This window comes from uncultured Ruminococcus sp., assembly GCF_946415235.1.
In the GTDB taxonomy this organism is placed as follows: Bacteria; Bacillota; Clostridia; order Oscillospirales; family Ruminococcaceae; genus Ruminococcus.
In genome coordinates this window covers 1-4,783 of the sequence record NZ_CAMKRR010000154.1, presented here as the reverse complement: position 1 = coordinate 4,783, position 4,783 = coordinate 1, and the positions used below count along the sequence as shown (strand labels likewise).

The window sequence follows — 4,783 nt, the reverse complement described above, 5'->3', positions numbered from 1 at the left end:
TCTCCTTATAGCTGTCCCACTTCGATGTGTCGATATCGGGCTTTTCGGGAATGATTATCTCGGGGACCTTGCCCTCGCCGCCTGTTGTAACTGCTGACTTTGTGCCCTCAGCTGCAACAAGAACATCGTCGATATAGAAGTCCATAAGGTCGCCCGAGGACTCTACTGTCTCAACGTAAAGCACCATATCGCCTGTATTGTCGGGGATAGTGAATGATGTATTCTCTATCTTTGTCCACTCGCCGCTCTTGCAGGTCTCCTTGGCGATAGATGTATATACAGCGCTTCCGCCGCCGTTGCCGCCCTGCTGGAGAGAGATCTGGATAGTTGCATCACTGCCTGAAAGCTGGAGAGCTCCTAAGCTGATGCTGTATGTCTGACCTGCCTTGAACTCGGAACCGAGGTCGATAGCTGCGCCGTTCCACTCGGAGCTTCTGTCTGTGACATAAAGCGATTTGCCCGATGTACCGTAGTATGCAGTATCCGATGCTTCAACGGAAGCGCCGCCTCTTCCTGCCCAGTCACCGATGCCCGAATCAAAATTCTCCTTTAATGAGCCGCCTGATACGGGAGCAGCTGTGGTAGTAGTCGTTGTTGCCTCTGGCACTGTTGTTGTAGTTGTAAGCTTGGTCGTGGTTGTATCGAGCTTATCCCAATAGCTCTCGGGAAGAGACTTGATAAGACCTAAGAGGTACTTCTGGATAGTCTGTGCATCGTTGGTTGTGATGCCTGTACCTGCCTCGTAAACGTCTCCGTTGTACTTGCCCTGCTCTGAGAGCTTATACTTGTTTGGATTTGCAAGCGACTGCATGATAGCTACAGCGTCGCCCATATCTATTGTTCCGTCAGCGTTTGCGTCGCCCCACTTTGATACCTTTGCATTGAGCTCTTCCTTGGGGTCTACCTGCTTTGCGGTAGTTGTAGTAGTTGATGCGGGCTTTGAAGTAGTGGTCGTAGTAGTTGTTGTAGTGGTAGTTGTGGTTGTAGTAGTAGTTGCAGCAGCTGAGGACTCATCTGACTTGAAAGCATATCTGAAGAATGTGTAGAGATGAGGCTTTACAGAATCAGCGCCATGTCCGCCGCCCGGAATGGACTGGTAAACGTGGTTGACGCCGTTCTTTGTAAGGATACTGCTGTACTGTGACGGGAAAGTTCCTACAACAGAGTCATTAGTACCGCCTGTTATCATGAATACCTCAGGCTCGGGTCCTACGTCTCTGAACTTCATTTCGCTCTCCTGCATACAGCCCGGGTGAGACATGAATGAATCAGTGCCCGGTGTGATTCCCGGTGCAGGGCAGGCGCCGCCTACGTAGCCGAATACATCGGGACGCATAAGTCCGCAGTAGATAGCCTCACGGCCGCCCATTGAGAAGCCTGTGATAGCTGTATTTTCTCTGCCGTCCTTTATGGGATAGTTCTCCTTGATGAAAGGAAGAAGGCTCTCGGTCACATCGTAGAGGAAGTTGTCGTACTCAGCGCAGGTCTGCTGGTTGATACCGCTGGGTCCGCTCATTGTCTTACTTGTGAACATATTCGGAGTTACAGCAATGAACTCCTCAGCCTTGCCGCTTGTCATAAGACCTGTCATGAGCTCCTGAACGCCCATTCCGCTTACCATATCATTCTCACTGCCCATGATGCCGTGAAGGATGAACATTACAGGGTACTTCTTGCTTGAGTCATAGTTGGGAGGCAGTATAACGTTGCAGTTCTTGGTCTTGCCTGTATATTTGCACATATAAGACTTCTTCTCAACAGTGCACTGACTTGATTTCTCAACTCCGCTCGGAACTGTTGTGGGCATATCGTTCTTTATCTGTGCGTTGAGGCCTGACTGTGCGTTTCCGCCGCTGCCTGCATCTGAGCCGATATTGGCGCCGGGATTGTCAAATCCGCCTGCGAAGCCGCTCCAGTCCATGCCGCCGTTGCCGCCCCAGCCTCCGCCGACATTGCTGCCTGTAACAGAGCCTAAATCAATTTTTACATCAGCAGCTGAAGACGAAAGAGGGATACTTGCTGCGATCATAACTGCGGAAACGGTTCCGCTGATGATCTTTTTCATTTTTGAAAGTTCCATTTTCAACACTCCTTTGTTTTTTATTTCTGAACTGTTCCGAGCCAAACGCCGTAAAGCGTAAAGCGCCTAATCAGAACAGTTTTCATGCGGGGTAAATATGCCAAATGCGCCTGTTTTCTGCCTAAAAAAACAGACCGCGGAATAATATGCGGTGATCGTTCCGTATCCGCTGCAGCGATCACGGCATTGCTGCTTTAATAAATCCACCTTGATGGTTCTTTATGAGAAATGTTTGGCATAATTGTATAATATCTTTGATGTAAATATACATTATATAGCTAAAAAAGTAAATAAGCTATCGTCAACTTGGCAATTTTTGGTCAAAAATCAGCAATAATCGCCCAATTCTTAACGCAAAATATTGCGGTTTTTAATCGGATTTTGGCATTTTCTTTACCTTTGTCCCGCATTTCCTTAATATATCGTTCATCGGGCTCACCAAAAATTGCTGAAATATATTATTACTGATTTCCCCAAAACCAAAACAGCGCCGCAGTGACGCTGTTTTACTGTATCACGAACGCTTATTTGTATGAATATCTCATGAATGTGCAGAGACGAGGCTGTGCTTACGCATCGCTTCCGTCCGAAGCAGCTGCAGGATCGGGAAGCTTTGAAGCTCCGAGAAGATACCGCTGCAGGCATACAAGATCAGCCACGTTGACAGCGCCGTCGCCGTTTACGTCGGAATTGGAAGGAGATGAGCCTGTCCCCGACATAATACTGAGTATGCCTCTTCTCAGGGAAGCAAGGTCGAATACGTCTATAACGCCGTCCTCGTTGGTATCGCCTCTCTGTTCGGCGGAGGTCTGCTCCTCGGGTTCGTTGTAGATCGGGAATGAGACGGACTTTACGATTGCGCTGCCGTCTGACATGGAGCCGTAAATATACAGCGATACCTCGCCAAGAGTGCCACTCATATCAAGACCTGCATCTTCCCACGCATCGAAGTGCTTGTATACACTGACCGTACCCTTCATATAGTTCGTTTGATTGTTCCGTGAGCCGCTCGTCTGACGGATGCTCCAGTAACGCGGAGATGTAACCGTACCGTATGGAGAGGGCTGATTGTAACGCGTCGTTTTATAGATATCGTATGTATTTCCGTTCAGTGTTACCTGTCCTTTCAGCTCTGCACCTTCTCCGGGCGGACGCCGGCTGCCCCAGCCTTCAACGATGAAAAACTCCGCGAGAGGTTCCCTTGTCCAGCCATATACACCTATATAGGAATCCCCTCTTGGCGTATACTCAACGTCATAGGCAATGGTCATACCGCCTAATTCCTTGCAGTTTTTCTTCTGACTGTCGAAGTTCCTGCCCATACGGGCACCGAAGCCGCTGACCCCGCTCCATGAACAGGTGAAGCAGCCTGCACCCGGCTCCATTGAAGCCTGTCCTTTGTGCTCCTCATTCCACATTTCGTAGTCATATCCGCCGATAGGGAAATAACAGCGACACTGTAACAGCGTCGCTGCTTTCATTCTTTTCTTTTTTTAGTTCGTCGAGCGTAATAGATAAGCGCTTGATACAAATATCAACGAACTTATAAAGAAATGTTGTTTTTTAGTGTTAACTTTCATGATTGTTGATATTAACCTTTTGCTTGACAACGATAAACTTAATGTCTTATAATAATGAATGTAAATTTTTTGTAAATCTTACGATTTACATATCATGAAAGGAGTAGTGTGAAGGAACACAAAGGTCAATATAAAGCTACACCGCAGTATAAGACTGTATATGATCCAGAAATTATTTCTGATTTAGAATTTATGAACAAAGGATTTGAAGCTTTTCAAAATGCTCTATCAGAGAATCCAAATCTACCGCGTCAATGGTTTGCTCCTGACAATAACGGATTAGAATGGACAGGTTTTACAAATTCAGCTGGAGAACCTACAAATTTTTTCCCAGCTGATTGATTATGGAGGGAAATATGTTTTCAAAATTTGACAAAACAAATACAATGAAGATATTTTTCAAAATGTGTTGTAAAATTGACTTGATTAAGTTGTTAAAAGGCTTTACGCATGGAATAGGATGTTGTATAAATGACATCGCATTAGTTTTTTCTGATGATCCCGATGAAAATGCTCCTAATCAGATGCGAGAATATAAAGAACTTGAAAATTTTATCGGCGTTGGTTTTTATTGTGATTTTTTTCCAAGTCCTTTATTGATCACATATCCGGAATTTTATAATTGCTTAAAAACAACAGTTGATGAATATATAGCAGACAAAGATGAGTCTTATAAGCAAGAAGCAACCATGTATTTAAGTAAAATAAAAAAAAGATACATATTAATGGAGAAAAATTATGCGAATGATTAAACAGTTTGTTTCTGTAATAATAGCATTATTTCAAATCATGGCATTTGTAACCAACGTTGTTGTATTTGCTGATTATTCATATGCTATGGTATCTGACAATAAAATAATGCTAACAATTGATTATTTACAGAATACACGAATAAATGTAGACGACTGGGGTTTAAACAATAATAAAATAGTTCCGATTGCTGATATATGTGAATTCGTCTATGATAATACAGAAATCTTATCAGAGGAAACATATAGAAAAATAGATGAACTTATTATAGAAGCTTCAGATTATCTCTGGAGTAAAGAGTTAAAAAATGTAGATATACTTTCTAAATATCTTTACTTCGAAAACCTAAGAAGTCAGTATGAAATAGATCTAT

The 4,783-nt window shown here is 44.1% G+C and carries 5 protein-coding genes; 3 read left to right on the top strand and 2 right to left on the bottom strand.

The genetic code is table 11. The features are described 5' to 3' along the window. Both Q0R37_RS15170 and Q0R37_RS15165 read right to left on the bottom strand, forming a co-directional pair. The coding region (locus Q0R37_RS15170) for a carbohydrate binding domain-containing protein (RefSeq protein WP_294755423.1) at positions 1-2,080 on the bottom strand (2,080 nt) is incomplete at its 3' end. 569 nt (positions 2,081-2,649) lie between these two features. Next, on the bottom strand, positions 2,650-3,561 hold the full coding sequence (locus Q0R37_RS15165; protein WP_294755421.1) for a glycoside hydrolase family 11 protein: 912 nt from the start codon (positions 3,559-3,561) through the stop codon (positions 2,650-2,652). A gap of 207 nt (positions 3,562-3,768) precedes the next feature. Here Q0R37_RS15165 and Q0R37_RS15160 point away from each other — a divergent pair, with 207 nt between their 5' ends. The 3 genes from Q0R37_RS15160 to Q0R37_RS15150 form a co-directional block, all read left to right on the top strand. Continuing rightward, the gene (locus Q0R37_RS15160) at positions 3,769-4,002 is read left to right on the top strand and encodes a hypothetical protein (RefSeq protein ID WP_294755420.1); all 234 of its coding nucleotides are present in this window, start codon (positions 3,769-3,771) and stop codon (positions 4,000-4,002) included. A 14-nt stretch (positions 4,003-4,016) separates the two neighbouring features. After that, on the top strand, positions 4,017-4,412 hold the full coding sequence (locus tag Q0R37_RS15155; RefSeq protein ID WP_294755418.1) for a hypothetical protein: 396 nt from the start codon (positions 4,017-4,019) through the stop codon (positions 4,410-4,412). Further along, positions 4,405-4,783, top strand: a 379-nt coding sequence (locus Q0R37_RS15150) for a hypothetical protein (protein ID WP_294755417.1), incomplete at its 3' end; no start/stop codon positions are given. The genes Q0R37_RS15155 and Q0R37_RS15150, both read left to right, overlap by 8 nt.